We start from the raw sequence: 16,643 nt of genomic DNA, 5'->3' as shown, positions 1-16,643 counted from the left end.
ATGGTAAGCATTTTACTTCTCGAAGATGAGCATTACACCAGGCGGTTTCTCAAGAAGTTGGTATCTGAAAATCCTTTCGTTGACCAGGTAATCGACACTTCGAGCAGCCAAGAAGCAATCAGTCTCGCCAGGCAACACAAGCCCAGCATTGTCCTATTGGACATAGAGCTGGCGCCTGAAGAAGAGTTGAACGGCATACAGGTCGCAAAGAATATATATGATTTCAGTTCTGAAACATATTTTGTCTTTATAACCGGATATGCCCAATACGCAATTGAATCCTTCGCTGTCCATCCCTACGACTATATTCTCAAGCCGGTGAAAAAGGACAGAGTCAACGAAGTCATAAGCAGCCTTGCGGACAAGGTAAAAAGAAAGCAGGACGCCGGGAGCAGTCCCGAAAAAATGATGTTCAAGGCCGGGAATGAAATATTCATGATAGCTCCGGGCGAGATCCTGTTTATTGAGAAGCGGGATAAAGTCAGTTTAATCCACACTGGAGGCAACGTTTACAGGGTGCAGCAAACCCTGGGCGAGTTGGAGGAAAAGCTGGGAGATAATTTTTCCAGAGTTCACAGATCATTTATTGTGAACCTGAACAAAGTCAGCAGAATAGAAGAGGTAAGCAACAGATCGTATGAGATCGGCTTTGCCGGGTATGGTAAAACGGCCTTGATGAGCCGGTACAAATTTAAAGAATACAAGCATAGATTCACCCCTTTGTAATGAGAGAAGGGGTGTTTTTTTGTTCTCGCGGCCTGCCTTTTGGTTATTCACGCCCATAAATTGGCTATTAAGGAAAAAGTACTAGATATATGAAATTAATTGATTATAATTATGAGTAGCTGTAGTTCTTCCTTCCGGTGAGTGCTCGATTATACGGTACGGTCAACTGGATATACGGGAATTAAATAAATACTGATATGCTCTATTTTCGTATAATGTCAAAGTGCATTGAAACCATTTTTTCATAAGATGCTTTTATATTTTAGTATTAGCAGGGCATCGACGACAGAATTAACAATACAAAGTCAGGTTAACAACTGATGATATTACCGTCCGACGTATTGTTAATATTTAATCATATATCGATGAGGTAAAGGTAGGCAAATACCCTTTGAAGGAGGTGTAAATTCATGAATAAGATAAAGCGATTAATATATAGAACGCCGTGGTTGGTCAGTAACCGTGACGATAAGAGACTGGAATTCGAAGCCGGGTGCGCACAATTCTTTATTGCCACAGCTGCCTGTGCAATGATAGGTGTAGAATCAGGCGCGCTTTGCTAGAATAATTTTATGGCATGTCCTTGAAAATATGGTTTTGGAAAAATCTAAAATACTGGAGACATAATGATTAGAATAACTCCCTTATAAGTCTTACCTTTACCTCAGTCATTTCTGAAAACTAAAATCTATCAATGAATAGCATTACTTAAGTGTTTAAATGTTTATATAGTGAGGTGAATCCGATGTATAAGGAGTTAAAAGATATATACCATTATTTCCCTATAATGATTCCTATTTATTGGATGGAAGATGAAAAAATGGGACAAATAGTAATAAGCTTGGAGGATCGAGGGCGGATGATTTTAGATAAGGATGCTTCAACGGTGTGGAAGGAACTGGACGGGTATAGTACTGTATCAAGGATTATTGAAACGACTGGGATTTCTGAAGATGAAGTTATAAGCATACTAGAAGAATTAGCCGAGCAAGAATTAATCGTTTTGAAGACTCTCGATGCAAGGATATGGAAATCGGAGGGAAAATAGTGTGGCTGATGTTGTTTTAGTAAACCCTATAATACCATCATGGTATACGGAAGTATTGGAAGTTCACCCAGAGAAGGATTGGTTAAAACCTCCAGTGGGTAGCCCTCCATTGGGTTTACTTTATATCGCCGCTTATCTTGTTTCCCGGGGGTATAAAGTAAAAGTATTAGATATAATGCGAAAAAAGATAAAGAAGAGTGAGTTTATTGGTTTTTTGGAACAAGAACAGCCTAAAATTGTTGGGTTAGTTGTCTTCTCTGAAGCAACGGTATCCGTATTTGAATTCTGTTCTTCTGCTAAAGAGTGGAACCCGAATGTGATTACTGTCCTAGGTGGCCCACACGTAACTTTCATGGATGAAGAGACATTGCAACACGAAGCAGTTGACATTATCGTCAGGGGCGAAGGTGAACTGTCCATGGCAGAATTGGCTGATTATTTTCTTCAGCAGCGAGGTTCGCTGAATGAGATTAAAGGAATAACATACAAAATGAACACTGGAAAAGATGTAGAAATAGTTAGAAATCCAGGCCGACCCTATATTAAAGAATTAGACCAGTTACCCTTTCCACTCCGCACTGCAATAGATATGGAAGAATACCCGATGCCAGGGACTATTATTACGAGCAGGGGATGCCCCGGAAGCTGTATCTTCTGTGCTGCTGGAGCAATATCAGGTGGAAGATACCGAACAAGAGGGATAGATAATGTGATATTAGAAATAGAAGAAATGAGGCGTATTTTTAAAATCGACTATATAACAGTAGTCGATGATACATTTACGGCTTTTCCCGAACGAACAAGGGCTTTCTGCCACTACTACAACAAAAGTAACAGCGGTTTTGCTTGGGGCTGCGAATCAAGGGTTGACGACGTATCGAGGGAACTACTTACATTAATGGTTGAAAGTGGTTGCGATGCAATACAATTTGGCGTTGAGTCGGGAGTCCAAAGCGTTTTGTATTCTATAAGGAAGAATATTACAGTAGAACAGATAGAAGTTGCCGTTAGGTGGGCTAGAGAGGCAGGAATCAGGTTTATTGCTTGCTCATTTATAATAGGACATCACTCAGATACTCATGACACAGTACGGCAGACGCTAGAATTTGCGAAGCATCTACGTGACAGTTACGGAGTTACCCCATTTTTTGGCATGTGTACACCTTATCCCGGAACATATCTTTACAGAAATCGAGAAAAGCTAGGTGTTACGATTTATTCTAAAGGTTGGGATACTCACCAGCTCATTTATTCCAACATAAGCACTAAGTACTTAACTAGACAGGATATTCAGAGATGGTATTATAAGGCCTCCGAGTTGTTTCGTGACGACATAAAGAAAATAGAAAATATTCGATTAAGGCGTTCGAAACACAAATCACAATCCCCAAACATAATAGTATGAGGTGTGCGATTTGTTTTCAGGGTGTATAGGAGGGAATAAAATATATTGGGGAACACTGAAAACATAATGGTTTTCCAAAAGTCTAGGAATGAAGAGAAGCTGGATTACTTGGAGGGTATAGAGTTATGAAAAGTCAAGATAATAAGTTAATAGCTAATATTTTAAATTCACGCCCGGTTTCCCCTAAAAATATAATATTTAGAAATAAAGGCGATGAATACTTAGCGGTAGATCCTGAGACTATAGCATGGATCAGAACAAATGACATTGGTCATTTAATACTATCATGTTGTGACTCGAATTATACGCTTGATGGGATAGTTAATAGAGTCGCTGATGAATATGCAGTTCCAGTTGAACTAATAAGAGAAGATATAATCCAATTTGTTCTTGATGCCAAAAAAGCGGGATTAATTTTGGGAGAACAAACTACAATAGAATCGCAATCAGGCCTAGAAAGCGTCACCATCAATGTAACTAATCAATGTAATTTGAAGTGTGCTTATTGCTATTATCAAGCAGGTAACAAGCTAGAAGACGAGATGAACACTACGACTTTACGCAATCTAATATGTGATTTGCTTGAGATGGAGGTAAGGCAAATTAATATCTCTGGGGGAGAACCTTTGCTTAGGAAAGATCTTTTTGAAATTTTGCCAAAAGGAATCGAAGCTGATACTGTTTTGGTTACAAATGGGACTCAGATAGACGAAATGAACGCGAAAACTATTGCCGAGAAATTTAGTAATGTACATATCTCATTAGATGGTCCTGATCAACAGACGCATGAATCAATCCGCCCTGGAACCTTCAATTTAATTATATCAGCCATACAGTCGTTAAAGGCTAGCAAAGTAAGAAAGATCACTTTATCGATGGTTGTAAACAAAAATAATGTCAATAAGACAGCAGAGATGGTAAAATTTGCCCATGATTTAGAATGTAACTTGTCGCTTATTCGGCTCATACCTGTTGGAAAAGATACAGAAGGTCTGGAAGTGTCAAATGCGGAATACGTACATGCTTCAAATCGTGCTTACCGAGCCTATGTGTCTACTATACGGGAAGCCGGTGAACAATTTAGATCCATAAGAGAAATTATTGAACAGCATAAGCCTATTTTTTCATTGACGGTGGCAGATCTCCCCTATGATTTCATCTATCATAGGATTCCTAAGAAGAATTGTGGTCTAGGAATTAATCAACTTAGCATTTCACCCGATGGGTTTGTATTTCCCTGCCATGCATTACAACAGAAACAGTATGTACTTGGCACTTTAAAGCAGGAATCAATAAGAAATATTTATGAAAGAGCTGCTGACAAATACAGCAAGTTTAGCGTAGATACTTCTATAAAGGGATGCCAAGCTTGCTGGCTCCGGCATTTCTGTGGTGGTGGTTGTCGAGTACGGGCATTATGGCATACTGGTAACATTGATGGACATGATCCAAGATGTTCTGTTCTTAAAAGTAGCATTGAAACTGCTATGTGGCATAAAGGGCACAAAATGGAGAGACTATTAGAAGATATGAATCAACAAATAGTAAAATTGCATGACTTATCAATTTAATGTAATAATATCACAAGTCAGTTGGGACAGAACCAACAAAATCGTTATATTAAAAACCTATTCTATATAGCTTATCTCTAGCGTTGCATAAAAAGCGACGGCTCTTGTAAACAAGAAGTTTTAGGTTACTCGCAACAGAAGAGCGTCTAATTCGCAATATTTAGACGAATTTTTTTACCAGATTAAAAGGACAACGGCTCCATAAAAGATAACTCTGATCCACATTTTCTGCCTATATTTCTTTCTACGATGCGGCCTATAAGTAAAATAGCTCTACATCAACAGTATTTAAGAACTCAGTAGCCTCAACATCAATTTGTTTTACCAATAGATTAAAGCTTTCATGATGCTCTTTTCTTCACCTGCCACGGGATGGCCTGACCGGAGACTTTTTCAGGACCTCAATTAAGACAGCATAGGGACTATAGAGTTGGTCGGCAATAAGACGCAAGATAGCCAAAAAGTTATTTTCACAGGCAGGTCAAGCGTGTCATCATCAGCAAGCAATACGTTATAAGAGCTATCCATATCTGGCCGTATACAGCGCTATCACTGGTACCAAAGAACCTTTTTATCTTAAGGTGTTGTTTTAGCCATTAAAAAAACAGCTCTCCTTGCCATCTTAACGGTATATTTCTGAATCTCAAAAGTGTCCATGCTAAAATCGGTTGTTAGAATAAAATGGGGTTTCCTTCACTGTCCCGGGTTTTATGACTGACTGATTCATACGTGATCGGTTAGTAATATGTGTTAAGAAATTTTGATACTTTAAAACGCATCCAATAAAAAATCAGATTTTTGCTCTGATTACACCTATTGCTAGTTTTATGTTTTGTTTTTTACGGTAATCAGCATGTTCATAACACGGTTATTGTAATAAACTGGTTAACCGAGCAGGGTGCTGACTAATTATGTTGATATATTATTAATTAGTGATATATTGAAACATCCTCTTAATCTCTAAAATACCTAGTATTTTGGTGGATTTACACGATTGGGTTGTCAAATGGGGGCTGAGCTGGAATCGAACCATTAAGGACTATTTCTATTAGGAAGATAATTAATGAATATTGCTAATATTAGAGCGTATAATATATCCGTTGAAAGTAACTCAAAACCATGGAAGATATTTTTATGCATACTTATTGAAGCTTTGGTCAGACTTCAACGGGTTTATTCGTTAATATTAATTTTAATGATCCTTGTTGACTTAACGAAACAACAGTTCATATTATTAAATCTAGTTAAGTATTATGTCTTTGCTGTATTGATTATATGGTTTCTTTTAGCTATCCACGAATTTGGGCACGCCGCGATAGCCATTGCAGAAAGCAAGGGTTTAGTACAGGTTAGCATTCGTTATTATACTTGGGGACTATGGCAAGCCATATCAACTGACTGTATATTTGGAATTCCTGCATCACCTTCGATCCAGTACCGGTATTTCGCTGGAGGCCCAATAGCGATGGCTACTTTTGGGTGTGTTTTTTTAGTTATTTTTATTCATCTTGGTTTAGTTTTAGGGTTTTTTGAGTCGAGCAAACCTAGAATCTATTTTCTTCCCATTCTTTTGCCGATAACTATGGCCATTAGGTTTAAATGGGCTGACATAAACGGCAATGATGACTTCAGTCGTATGAAAAGACTATCCAGACATGGTTTAGATACTGTAAAAGAAATTATTTATGTTTTTAAGTGCATCATCGGCTATATTTTTGGTATGTCTGAAGTCATATCATACCAATGTCTACTTAATAAAAAGCCTGTAAAAATAATTTCTCGTTGGAACGAAAATTATGTGTTTTCTGGTTTGCCGCATATTGGGGAAAATAGTAAGATATGGGCCATGATAGATAGCAGTACAACAATCGGGGAGATCATCCAACATTTTGGAAGCAGTGCTTTAAGTTCTCTTTTTATTATGTTGAATCATAGACTAATTAAGCTTGAGGATAAATAGCGCGGAGGGAGAATATTTGGAAAGCTCATTATTGAGATTATCTGATAATTTTGTTGTCATAGAAGATAGTTTGGGCGAGCGAGGTAGACTCTATCATGTTCCTTCGTTAACCCAAGTAAACTCTGTAAGTCCACTTATGCTAAAAACCATCAAACTATTGATGCAAGGCCAGAGACCAAAAAAAGTTCCTGTTTATGCTGCTCAAAAATGTGATATATTCCTTGAAACAGAAATCTTGGACTGCATCTCAGATATGTTTAGAGTAGGAATACTAGTTGAAGGACAACCAAAAGAGTATTGCTATGGAATGAGAAAAAGTTATACCAAGCCGCCCCTTGATATGATTTCTCTAGAGCTCACTACGAGATGCAACCTCAAATGTATTCACTGCTATGTACCTCCAATTGCTGGAGCAAAAAGTAAAGAGTTATCTAATGAAGAGATCAAGAGATTAATCGATGATGCGGTAGAGTTGGGTGTGTGGCGTTTTTCTTTGACAGGTGGTGAAATATTTCTGCGTGATGATATCCTTGATATTCTCCATTATTTGCGCTTTAAAGGCATGGTCATTGACATTTTTACCAATGCTACGTTAATTGACGATGCAATGATTGGAGAGCTTGCAAAACTAAAACTCCGCCAATTGGCAACTACTATAACTGGTTTAGGCCCAACACATGATCGCTTCCAAGGGACTAAAGGAGCTTATAATAAGGTTTGTCGAACGATAGCGAAATTGAAAGAAAAAGGAATCGCGTTACGTATTAATGTGATACTACATAAATCCAACAGAAATGAATTTTATGAGTTAATACAGATCATTAGACGCCTAGGTTTTTCGTGGAGAATATCAAATATTATGTCGCTCGGCAGAGGAAAAGAGAGCAACTATCTTAATTTACCTGAACAACAATTTGCCGATATGCTCGCATCAGCATATGAAGCAAAAATTACTAGCAATATTGTAATTCAGGGCAGACACCCTGTAGAGCAAATCGATAATGATGGACCTATCGCCCCTAGTTGTGGTGTAGGCTCTTTTCGTATGTTTATATCTGCAGTTGGGGAGACTGGCTTATGCGAGGTGTTAAGCCATTCTACGAATCCTAAATTTGGGAGCGGAAATATTCGCGACAGAAGTATAAAGGAAATTTGGGAGTATGGTGAAGGATTTAATCGTTACCGTAATTTTCAATGTAATCGTATCGATAGATGCCAACATGCATCCTTATGCAGAGGTGGATGCAGAGCTCGTGCTTATATTGAAGGTGGATCAGTAGAAGAACCCGATAAGATTGCTTGCTTTGTCCTCCCCAGAATTAAACATGATTCGGTTCCTCGCTAAATCGTGTGGGTAAACAAATGTTAGCATCAAAATTAAAGAAAAACAATATTTCTTATACGATTAGAGCTAATTGGAAAACTGTAAGCCCTTGATACAGCAGGACTTCTAAAGTATCAAAAATTAGCTTTTATCCCCAAAAAAAGAATAAGGCAATGGTAGTCATTCCAAAGCTGGTAAGTGTAAATTCCACTTGATTTTCCTTTAAACCATGTTTCCATCCGTCAATTTGCGTTCTGAAATAATTTTAAAAATAGGAGGGTGAATCTATTGGTTATTGAACTTAGAAAGGTGCGGCGTATTGTAATCCTAGTTCTTTTAGTAGTTGCTTTCGTAATAGGACCTTTAGTGATAATTTTTATGCCTTTCGGAATATTTAAGTAATACAAGGGAGATATGGTAGCAGATTTCTTATCACTATTATGCGGAGCAATGCCTTAAATCAGGTTTAATGTAATAATTCCAAGCACTAGCGTTGCAAAAAAACTGACGGTTTTTGTAAACAAGAAGCTTTAAGTGAATATGCCGCCGCAGAATGTGCAAGTTAACCGCCGAGATTGAGCACTCTGACCGCTGAAATTGTGCATGGTCACCGCGCGGATTATGCATTGGAAAATAGTGTCTGCATGCCTCTATATAATGAATTTATGTGTCATAATTTCGACGCAAATAAATTCATAGGAGGTCATGCGGATGACCAATTACAGAGAGATCCTGAGACTTGGAGACCTTGGGATCAACAAGCAGGACATAGCAACCGCCTGCGAGTGTTCAAGAAATACTGTGGCAAATGTTCTGAAACGTGCAGTTGACTGTGGTCTTGACTGGAAGCATGTGCAGGATTTGAGCAACAAGGAGCTTTCAGAAAAGCTGTTCCCACCCAACGCACTAAAGGCAAACTACAAGATGCCAAATTATGAGTATATCCATCGTGAGATGGCCAAAAGCAGCGTCACACTTACTCTTCTTTGGGTGGAGTACTGCGATCAATGTCGTGAGGCTGGGGAGATTCCGTACAAATCCACCCAGTTCAATAAATACTACAACGACTATGTCCGCAAAACCAAAGCGACCTTGCACCTAAACCACAAGCCCGGCGAAGTTATGGAAGTGGACTGGATGAAATGTAAAGCTTTACATTTGGCCCAATCGACCTCGACCTCTTCACCGGTTTTATGTTCCTTGTGCATGGTAATATCGTTAGCCTTCTTGAAGTTCCGGTAACGCTCGCAGAATTGAGTATACATGATCCCGTCAGGATGTTTGGCTTTGTATTCTTCCCACAGGAGCATAAGTGTGACACTTTTTTTCTTCATTTCGCAGAAAACATATTCCATGTTGGGTTCCTGTGGTGAATTCTTGCTTTCTATCGGAGGATAGAGCAGTGACATTAGTTGTTTGTCGCTCATCTGTATCGGCCAGGCTATTTTGGCTTTTTCTGCTCGTTCAAGTACCTCAGAAACGGTGCTTTTACCACAATTGCACGATTTGCCAATTTCCCTCAGGGACAAGCCTAAATCGTGTCTGAGCCTTAGAATTTCTCTTGCTTTCAGCATGTCGAGTCTCCTCATATTCTGGCCGCCTTTACACATTCTGCTACAAGGGTACCAGTAATTTGATAATCTCGACAAGGTGTCCGGACTATTAAGCCGAAATGCTGTCCGAATAATTCCGTTACACTGTCCGGATACTACCGGAATTCGTGTCCGGATGCGGCCGAAATACGCACGTGACAAGCTCAAGATTCTACAGTTAGTTTTTTAGCTTGTTATGCAGGTTTTCCTCAGCCACTATCATGCCCGGCAGCATCACCCGCCTGCAGTACAAATAGCTCTGTTAAAGCGGAGCCGGTGACGATAATCCCGTTAATCGCATAGCCAAGGCGCACTTTATTATTGTATAATGATTGCATTGGTAGTAAGTTGTTGCATAAGAAGAGCGTAAAGGAAGGTATCTATGTCTGAAGAAAATGAAAACATTACGAGACTATACTTAGATGGTAAAGAATTCATACTTATTGGAACTGTTCACGTATCAAAACACAGCGCAGAACAGGTAAAGGAAGTTATTGAGTCCGAAAGGCCGGACTCTGTATGTATCGAATTGGATGAGCAAAGGTATCAAACAGTAACAGAAGGGAACAAATGGAAAGATACCGATATTTTTAAAATTCTTAAAGAAAAAAAAGCCACTTTGCTTTTAATAAATCTTGTGATTTCATCCTTTCAAAAGCGCATAGCCAGACAATTTGGTATTAATGCCGGACAAGAAATGATTCAGGGAATTGAATCAGCAAAAGAAATAGGCGCCAACTTGGTATTAGCCGATCGAAACATTCAAATAACCTTTTCCCGTATTTGGCATAGTGTTGGGCTCTGGGGAAAAGTCAGGCTTATTACCGAGATCATCCTTAGTATTTTCAGTAATGAAAGTATAACGGAAGAGGAACTGAAAAAATTGAAATCTCAGGATATGCTTAACTCCATACTCAATGATTTTACAAGATCCTTTCCCAAGTTAAAGCTCCCCTTAATTGATGAGCGCGATCAATATTTGGCCCAGAAAATCAAAGAAGCTCCGGGAAACAAGGTCGTTGCTGTTCTGGGAGCTGCACATGTTCCCGGTATTAAAGAAGAGATATACAAAGAACATGATTTAGCGGCATTATCTCAGCTTCCTGCTAAATCCAAAGTACCTATGATTATTGGGTGGACAATTCCCATCCTGATTCTTGCACTTATTGTCTATACCTTTATTCTCAACCCTTCTGTTGGAGCCCAGCAATCAATGAGTTGGGTGTTATGGACAGGAACTTTTGCAGCACTTGGAACTGCGATTGCTTTTGGACATCCGCTTTCCGTTCTCACCGCCTTTGTTGTAGCACCCATAACTACCTTGCATCCTTTGATTGCAGCGGGGTGGTTTGCCGGACTTACGCAAGCCTATATACGTCGACCGAGTGTAAGAGACTTTGAGAATCTCAGTGAAGATGTTTTTAGTATTAAAGGATTCTGGAATAATAAGGTAACCAGGATTCTACTAATAGTTACTTCAGCAAACTTAGGAGGCTCAATAGGAACATTGATAGGTGGGGCCGATGTGGTACGGTTATTTATTAAAAATTTGTAACTTGGCCCCTGCTGACAAAAACATCCGGCCACTTTATTTGGAAGGCGATCATGCTCCAACACAGTTGACCTGGTATATCGTTTTACTGCTTTCTATCCAAAGTCACCGGACTGCCATTGCATATTGTAAGAAAGCAGAACCTGGGACGCACATGAGAACCGTCCCCCTGTGCGTCTGATGGCGGGTCGGGTGGCATGATGCTTAGACCTCTCCCTCCAAACGCACCATTTGCCTGAACATCTTCCGGTAGTGGAAGCCTTTGATGGAAAAGCTCACCGCTTCCGGTAGGAAGCGCGGGTAGCGGAAGGTGGTTTTGATCAGGAGCTTCCAGTAGTGGCGCCGGCCTTTCTCCAGTATGCCCAGATAGAACATCGCCTTCAGTAGTGCCTTGATGTAGACCAGTTGGAAGCGTTCGGCACGCTTCCGCTTAATCGGCTTGAACTCCTTGAAAAACTTGTATACCCGATCGTAGAAGGCAGCCGGGTCATAGATGGCGGTGATGATGCTCTGATAGCCCTCCAGCAGCTTCTGAGGGTTCATTTTGGGGATGAAGTTTAAAGAAGAGAAGTCAGTGTTGTTACCTGTAAAATCGGACAGCAACCGATTCTCCCGCTTCAGGCGCTCAAATAGCCGCGTCCCGCTGGGAGCGCTCAGCAACCCCACCATGGCGTTGATGATGCCGCTCTGCTTGATGAAGTTGATCTGCCGCTCGAAAATGGATGGGTGTCGCTGTCAAATCCGACGATGAAGCCGGCGCTGACCTCCATCCCGTTGTTCTGGATCGTCTTCACTGAAGCAATCAGGTTGCGGTTGATGTTGTTGAACTTGTTGCACTCCTTGAGGCTCTCCTCGCAGTAGAGCTTCGCAGGCTATCGCTCAGGTTTAAACAAGAAACCTTCCTCAAAAGAGGAAGGTTTCTATGTTAAGAGCCCGCAATGACCTACGCTACAGCCACTACGCATCCCTGCATAGCCCATGACAATCTTTCGACTGCCATAGACCATTACGGAACCCGTAATGACCTTTGCTCGACTACCATGCATGCCTAGGAAGCCCACAGCAATCTTTCGACTGCTGTAAACCTCTTGCTGTACCGAAGTAAAAGCATGCCGACACCCATGGTAATCTTAGCTCGACCGATGAATATCCCTTACGACCCTGCAGCAATCATTTTGGACTGCTGCAGAACCTGCCGGAACATCCACCGATCTTCCCTCCGGCCGGCATCGAACCATTATGACCCGATACCGACCTTTGGCCGACCATTACAGAGCCATTTGACCCTGTAACGCTCTTGGCTCGGCCATTACGAACCCTTGTGATAGTATCATGCCCATAAAGGATTTAATTATTACATAATTATTTGTTAATATTTTACTGGGCAAAAATTTCTCAGATTATTTTCAGGCAGTTTTGAGGAGACACTGTCACCGGAGAACGATATAGGTTGATGACTAAATGTCTCCTGGACGGGATGCGCAGAGCCTGAAAAAATGGTAAAATTAGTATTGGTGATGAAATGTTCTTCTTAATGATATTGGCAACCTTTTTGTTGGATCAGGTCTCTAAAGCCGCCGTGCAGCTTTGGATGTACCAGGGAGAGTCGATCCCGGTAGCGCCGCATTTTTTTCATTTGACCTACATCCTTAACCCCGGCGCTGCTTTTGGTCTGATGGCTTACCAGACTCCCCTCTTAGTGACCGTTACGGTAATAATGCTGGCCGGGGTAATTGTGGGATACCGGCGAATTCGCGCGGGGAGTCCTTTACTCCGCTATGGTCTGAGCTTGATCGTGGGCGGAGCCCTGGGGAACCTGGCCGACCGGTTGCGATACGGCCAGGTCGTGGACTTTTTGGACTTCCGGGTCTGGCCTGTATTCAATCTGGCGGACACCGCCATAGTGATCGGCGCGTGTCTGCTGGTCCTGGAGCTGGTTAAGGACCGGTCCAAAAAAGAACCTGAAAAGGAAAGTGGGTTGTAGCAGCATAGATGGAGAACTCCTTTACCGTTGATGATGAAGACGCTGGAAAAAGACTGGATGTTTACCTGGCAGAGCAGGTGGATGAGCTAACCCGTTCATATATCCAAAAGCTGATCTCGGAGAGAATGGCGACAGTCAACTCTCAACCGGCGCGGGCCAATTGCCGCTTGAAGCCGGGGGATTTGGTCTGCCTCCAGACGCCGGAATTGGAGGCGCTTGAGGTAGTCGCCGAGCCGGTAGCTCTTGACATTTACTATGAGGACGCCGACGTGGTTGTAGTCAATAAACCCCGCGGGATGGTGGTGCACCCGGCCGAAGGGAATTACTCGGGTACCCTGGTGAACGCCCTTCTTTACCACTGCCGCGATCTCTCGGGGATCAACGGCGTGATGCGTCCGGGAATTGTCCACCGGCTGGATAAGGATACTTCCGGCCTGCTCGTGGCGGCCAAAAACGACGCCGCCCATGCCTCCCTGGCCCAGCAATTTAAAGACAGGCAGGTCAACCGCCGCTACCTGGCGCTGGTGCACGGGCGGGTCAAGGAGAAGGCAGGCGAAGTAGACGCCCCTATCGGGCGCGATCCCCGTGACAGACAGCGGATGGCCGTGGTGCAGAAAAACAGCAAGCAGGCTGTAACCACCTACAGGGTTCTGGGCCGCTATCATGGTTATACTTACCTCGAATTAAAGCTAAAGACCGGGCGTACCCACCAGATCAGAGTGCACATGTCGTTTATCGGATATCCGGTGGTAGGGGATCCCAAGTATGGTCCTGCCAGGGCCCATTTTAACCTGCACGGGCAGTTCCTGCACGCGGGGCTGCTTGGCTTCAGCCACCCGCGCAGTGGACGGTATCTGGAATTTAAAGCCCCCCTGCCTAAAGTTTTGCAGGATGTTCTTGATCACTTAACGCCTGAGGAAGCGTGTGAACCCGGTGAATAGGGCTGCTATGCCGGCGGCCATCAGCGGCCCGACCGGCACCCCGTGCAGGAAAACAATGCCGAAAATCGACCCGATCACCAGCCCGAATACTATTTCCGGGTCAATTTTCATAAGCCTGATCCCGATGGTGTTCAGGTAAGTGGCCAGCGCCCCTCCGGCGATGGCCAGGAGTCCGGGCAGGGAAGTCATATTATAGATGATGTCCCGTTCGGATACCCGGCCGTTAGCCAAAGGCACCAGGATCGAGAGAATTAAAAAGAGCAGCCCCAGTTCCAAGCCGCGTCGCTCAAGCAGTGGAAACATCATTTTCAGGTTGGTGAATTTTAAAATCAGAAGCAGACAGGCGGCTGTAGCAATCAGGTTGCTTTTTGCCATTATTCCGATTAAAAGCAGGCCTACAAGTATATTTACCCCGGACAACAGCTTCCACCCGGCTTTCAACTATCACTCCTCATGTAATATATGAAAACCCAGGCTTAATATTGCCAACTCCTTACAGAAACGTAGCCGAAAGCCCCCGGTTTTAATCGAGGGATGAAGGCGGCTCCCGATTAGTCCCTTTGGTTTTATTGCGTAGTATCAATCAAATGATACAATATAGTCATGGGACAAGAGTATAGAAGAACACAAACCACAGTATCTCTAATCAACTATCATTTTGTTTTCTGTCCACGGTATAGGCGAAAGGTGTTAGTCAAAGAGGTTGAACAGAGGTTCCGGAAACTTCTTCAAGAGATATGCCGGGAACACGAACTCATCATTGTGGCGCTTGAAGTAATGCCGGACCATGTCCACCTATTCGTAAACGCCTTGCCGTCTATTAGTCCCTCAGAGATTATGGCAAAAGTGAAAGGAGTGACTTCAAGAAGATTGCGGCAAGAATTTAAACACTTGCAGCATTTGCCCAGTCTATGGACACGCTCATTTTTCTGTTCTACAGCAGGAAATGTATCCAGCGATACGATCCAACGGTATATTGCAGAACAAAAGACAAGGGGGTGACAAATTGCAAATCACTGTAAAAGTCAAGCTGCAGCCCACAAAAGAACAGTCCAAATTGCTAATGGAAACAACCAAACACTATATCTATTTGGTCAATCAAATCGTATCAGACTATGCTGTGGCGGACAGAAACCTTAAATACTCAAGCAAAGACGTGATCGCAGACCTTCCTAGCGCTGTTAAAAATCAAGCTATTCGAGACGCCAAGAGTGTTTTTGCGAAATATAAGAAGGCAGTCTGGGCTAACGCCAGACTAAAGCCCGATGAGCAAAGAGAAGTCAAGCTCCCTGTTCTCAAAAAGCCCGTGGCTATTTGGAACAATCAAAACTATTCTTTGAAAGAAGATGTTCTCTCTTTTCCTGTGTTTGTCGAAGGAAAATCAAAACGCATGGAGATGAAAGCTATCTTGACCGGCTACCAGAAAAATCTATTGAATAACAAACCAGGCAGCCTGCGCATCACTCAAAAGTCCGGCAAGTACATAGCGCAAATTGCCGTACAAGTGGCAGAAAATACGGCCGCTGACAGTCAAATTATGGGGGTCGACTTGGGCCTGAAAGTTCCCGCTGTCGCTGTCCTGGAGAGCGGCAAAACGAAATTCTTTGGCAATGGCAGACAAAACAAGTTTATCAAACGCAAACACCGTTCAGTACGCCGTAAACTTGGCAAATTAAAGAAACTCAAGGCGATCAAGAAACTGCATGATAAAGAGCAGCGCTGGATGACAGATCAAGACCATAAAATAAGCCGGCAGATAGTTCGTTTTGCTCAAGAAAACAATGTAACGACGATCCGCTTGGAACAACTTTCCGGCATACGTCAGACGGCAAGGACAAGCCGTAAAAACGAAAAGAATTTGCATACCTGGTCATTCTACCGGTTGGCACAGTTTATTGAGTATAAGGCAAAATTGGCGGGTATCCATGCGGAGTATGTTAACCCCAAACATACCAGCCAGAAATGCCCTGTATGTGGAGGACTCAATAAAGCTACCGGTAGAAAATACAGATGCGGTTGCGGATATAAAACACATCGCGACAGGTTAGGTGCGATTAATATCATTTCTGCAACTGTGGCAGACGGTAACAGTCTGCCAGCCTAGTCTGCTATATGCACTGGACTAGGACGGGCTGATGGCACAGCCCTGAACTTGGGGTCATACTCCGATACTGGAAACAGACTTCGGTTTAATCACCCAAGAATCCCACGGCTTCAGCCGTGCGGAGTGTCAAATTGACGCCAGTATTTACGGGAGGGTATGTATTAAAGCAGGCCTTGCTCTACCGGTTAAAGGCCTGCTTTAATTTCTTGCAGAAGGATATAGCCTGAAGCTCAGGTTTTCACTTATTCGGAAGCGTCTGTTTTTGTTTTAGCTATGGTCCGCAGTGAATCGGCCATGTCTTTTCCCAGGAGAATAAACGGGATGGTCATAGCTGCCGAAGCCAAAATAAAAAACGTCATTTCTGAGCGGGACATTCGATCATGATAGATGTCAATCACCTCCCTGCATATAGTTTTAGCAGCTTTATCCCAAAAAA

The 16,643-nt window shown here is 42.5% G+C and carries 15 protein-coding genes and 1 pseudogene; 13 read left to right on the top strand and 3 right to left on the bottom strand.

From position 1 onward, the window contains the following. From Psch_RS13940 to Psch_RS13920, 5 genes are all read left to right on the top strand, one after another. A complete protein-coding gene (locus Psch_RS13940; protein WP_134216565.1) occupies nt 1–726 on the top strand; it encodes a LytR/AlgR family response regulator transcription factor in 726 nt (241 codons plus the stop codon). Between the two features lie 410 nt (nt 727–1,136). After that, nucleotides 1,137–1,289, top strand: coding sequence for a hypothetical protein (locus Psch_RS13935; protein ID WP_190258516.1), 153 nt, complete (start codon nt 1,137–1,139; stop codon nt 1,287–1,289). A 182-nt stretch (nt 1,290–1,471) separates the two neighbouring features. After that, the gene (locus Psch_RS13930; protein ID WP_134216564.1) at nt 1,472–1,774 is read left to right on the top strand and encodes a hypothetical protein; all 303 of its coding nucleotides are present in this window, start codon (nt 1,472–1,474) and stop codon (nt 1,772–1,774) included. Nucleotide 1,775: 1 nt separating this feature from the next. After that, the gene (locus Psch_RS13925; protein WP_190258515.1) at nt 1,776–3,179 is read left to right on the top strand and encodes a B12-binding domain-containing radical SAM protein; all 1,404 of its coding nucleotides are present in this window, start codon (nt 1,776–1,778) and stop codon (nt 3,177–3,179) included. Between the two features lie 125 nt (nt 3,180–3,304). Beyond that, a complete protein-coding gene (locus Psch_RS13920; RefSeq protein ID WP_134216562.1) occupies nt 3,305–4,750 on the top strand; it encodes a PqqD family peptide modification chaperone in 1,446 nt (481 codons plus the stop codon). A gap of 485 nt (nt 4,751–5,235) precedes the next feature. Here the strand turns inward: Psch_RS13920 and Psch_RS21230 are convergent. Further along, nucleotides 5,236–5,373 (bottom strand): annotated as a pseudogene (locus Psch_RS21230) (transposase); the annotation flags it as partial. Between the two features lie 440 nt (nt 5,374–5,813). Here Psch_RS21230 and Psch_RS13915 point away from each other — a divergent pair. From Psch_RS13915 to Psch_RS13900, 4 genes are all read left to right on the top strand, one after another. Next, entirely contained in the window at nt 5,814–6,710 is an 897-nt protein-coding gene (locus Psch_RS13915; RefSeq protein ID WP_134216561.1) for a hypothetical protein, read from the top strand. Between the two features lie 16 nt (nt 6,711–6,726). Beyond that, on the top strand, nt 6,727–8,055 hold the full coding sequence (locus Psch_RS13910; protein WP_134216560.1) for a radical SAM/SPASM domain-containing protein: 1,329 nt from the start codon (nt 6,727–6,729) through the stop codon (nt 8,053–8,055). 690 nt (nt 8,056–8,745) lie between these two features. Continuing rightward, nucleotides 8,746–9,276, top strand: a complete 531-nt coding sequence (locus Psch_RS13905) for a helix-turn-helix domain-containing protein (protein ID WP_134216559.1) — start codon at nt 8,746–8,748, stop codon at nt 9,274–9,276. A 732-nt stretch (nt 9,277–10,008) separates the two neighbouring features. Continuing rightward, the gene (locus Psch_RS13900) at nt 10,009–11,181 is read left to right on the top strand and encodes a TraB/GumN family protein (RefSeq protein WP_134216558.1); all 1,173 of its coding nucleotides are present in this window, start codon (nt 10,009–10,011) and stop codon (nt 11,179–11,181) included. Nucleotides 11,182–11,382: 201 nt separating this feature from the next. Here Psch_RS13900 and Psch_RS13895 read toward each other — a convergent pair whose 3' ends face one another. Continuing rightward, entirely contained in the window at nt 11,383–11,847 is a 465-nt protein-coding gene (locus Psch_RS13895) for a DUF4070 domain-containing protein (RefSeq protein ID WP_134216557.1), read from the bottom strand. An 853-nt stretch (nt 11,848–12,700) separates the two neighbouring features. Here Psch_RS13895 and lspA point away from each other — a divergent pair. Together lspA and Psch_RS13885 are read left to right on the top strand one after the other, a co-directional pair. Then, on the top strand, nt 12,701–13,162 hold the full coding sequence (gene lspA / locus Psch_RS13890) for a signal peptidase II (protein WP_134216556.1): 462 nt from the start codon (nt 12,701–12,703) through the stop codon (nt 13,160–13,162). Nucleotides 13,163–13,170: 8 nt separating this feature from the next. Continuing rightward, the gene (locus Psch_RS13885) at nt 13,171–14,103 is read left to right on the top strand and encodes an RluA family pseudouridine synthase (RefSeq protein WP_190258513.1); all 933 of its coding nucleotides are present in this window, start codon (nt 13,171–13,173) and stop codon (nt 14,101–14,103) included. Here Psch_RS13885 and Psch_RS13880 read toward each other — a convergent pair. Continuing rightward, complete coding sequence (locus Psch_RS13880; RefSeq protein ID WP_243120406.1) at nt 14,068–14,478, bottom strand: DUF441 domain-containing protein; 411 nt, start codon at nt 14,476–14,478, stop codon at nt 14,068–14,070. The two genes, Psch_RS13885 and Psch_RS13880, sit on opposite strands and share 36 nt — an antisense overlap. A 228-nt stretch (nt 14,479–14,706) precedes the next feature. Between Psch_RS13880 and tnpA the strand changes: the two genes are divergently transcribed. Both tnpA and Psch_RS13870 read left to right on the top strand, forming a co-directional pair. Further along, nucleotides 14,707–15,105 carry an IS200/IS605 family transposase gene (gene tnpA, locus Psch_RS13875; protein ID WP_190258512.1) on the top strand — a complete coding sequence of 133 codons (399 nt, stop codon included), beginning with the start codon at nt 14,707–14,709 and terminating at the stop codon, nt 15,103–15,105. 4 nt (nt 15,106–15,109) lie between these two features. Continuing rightward, nucleotides 15,110–16,207, top strand: coding sequence for an RNA-guided endonuclease InsQ/TnpB family protein (locus tag Psch_RS13870; RefSeq protein ID WP_190258511.1), 1,098 nt, complete (start codon nt 15,110–15,112; stop codon nt 16,205–16,207). The last annotated feature ends 436 nt before the right edge of the window (nt 16,208–16,643 follow it).

It is taken from the genome of Pelotomaculum schinkii (genome assembly GCF_004369205.1).
Taxonomy (GTDB): domain Bacteria; phylum Bacillota; class Desulfotomaculia; order Desulfotomaculales; family Pelotomaculaceae; genus Pelotomaculum_C; species Pelotomaculum_C schinkii.
This window is presented reverse-complemented; position numbering and strand designations above follow the sequence as displayed.